The 876-nt window shown below is 67.6% G+C and carries 1 protein-coding gene; it reads right to left on the bottom strand.

The window, feature by feature from the left end; all coding sequences use genetic code 11:
* Positions 1-97 precede the first annotated feature (97 nt).
* Entirely contained in the window at positions 98-811 is a 714-nt protein-coding gene (locus tag AC08ON_RS18195; protein WP_476608702.1) for an MBL fold metallo-hydrolase, read from the bottom strand.
* Between the last annotated feature and the right edge of the window lie 65 nt (positions 812-876).

The raw sequence follows: 876 nt of genomic DNA, 5'->3' as shown, positions 1-876 counted from the left end.
CGGACCGGGGCTGTCATACGGGGCTCCTCGCCTTGTCGACCATGCGGTTCCGCAAACACGAGGGTCTTCCCGGCTGCGACCCGGTCGACCGCGGGATTCAGGACAGGCCCAGCATCGCCTTCCACTGCTGGGCGCTCGTCGGCCGGAAGACGTGGTTCATCCGCTTGACCACCGCAAGGTCCTCCGACGCCTGCGGAGAGTACTGGTGGCCGGGGAAGACGGTGGTGGTGTCCGGCAACGCGGCCAACCGACGCAGGCTGTCGTACATCAGTCCCGCGTCGCCGCCGGGCAGGTCCATCCGGCCGCAGCCCTCGAGGAACAGGGTGTCTCCGGCAACGAGCCGATCGTCGACGAGGAAACACTGGCTGCCGGGGGTGTGGCCGGGGGTGTGCAGCAGCCGCACGGGGATCTCCCCGACCGTCACCACATCGTCGTCGTCATGCTCGACCAGATCGGCCGCGGAGACCTCGGTCGCCCGCCGTACCCACTTCGCCTCGGCCCGGTTCACGTGAATCGGGACGTTCTGCCGGCCGAGCAACTGGCGGACACCCTCGATCTCCAGGCCGAACGCGTTTCCGCCGATGTGATCGGCGTGGTAGTGGGTGACGAGCGCGCCGGTGAGCCGCATACCGTCGGCGGCCAGCAGGTTGAGCAGGTCGTCGACCTTGTAGGCGGGATCGACAACCAAGGCCTCGCCGGTCTCGCGGTCACCCACGAGGTAGACGAAGTTGACCATCTGGGTACCGACCGGATCGCCGACGGCGAAGTCGCGGCCGGACAACAGTTGACGGAAGTACAGGCGATCGGTCACCCCGCCAGCCTACGAAGGTCCTGCCCACGGCGGGGCGAGTTGCTCACTAGCGGGAGTTTTCTAGA

The sequence above is a fragment of the Frankia sp. CoWAU3 genome (assembly GCF_977971855.1).
This window is presented reverse-complemented; position numbering and strand designations above follow the sequence as displayed.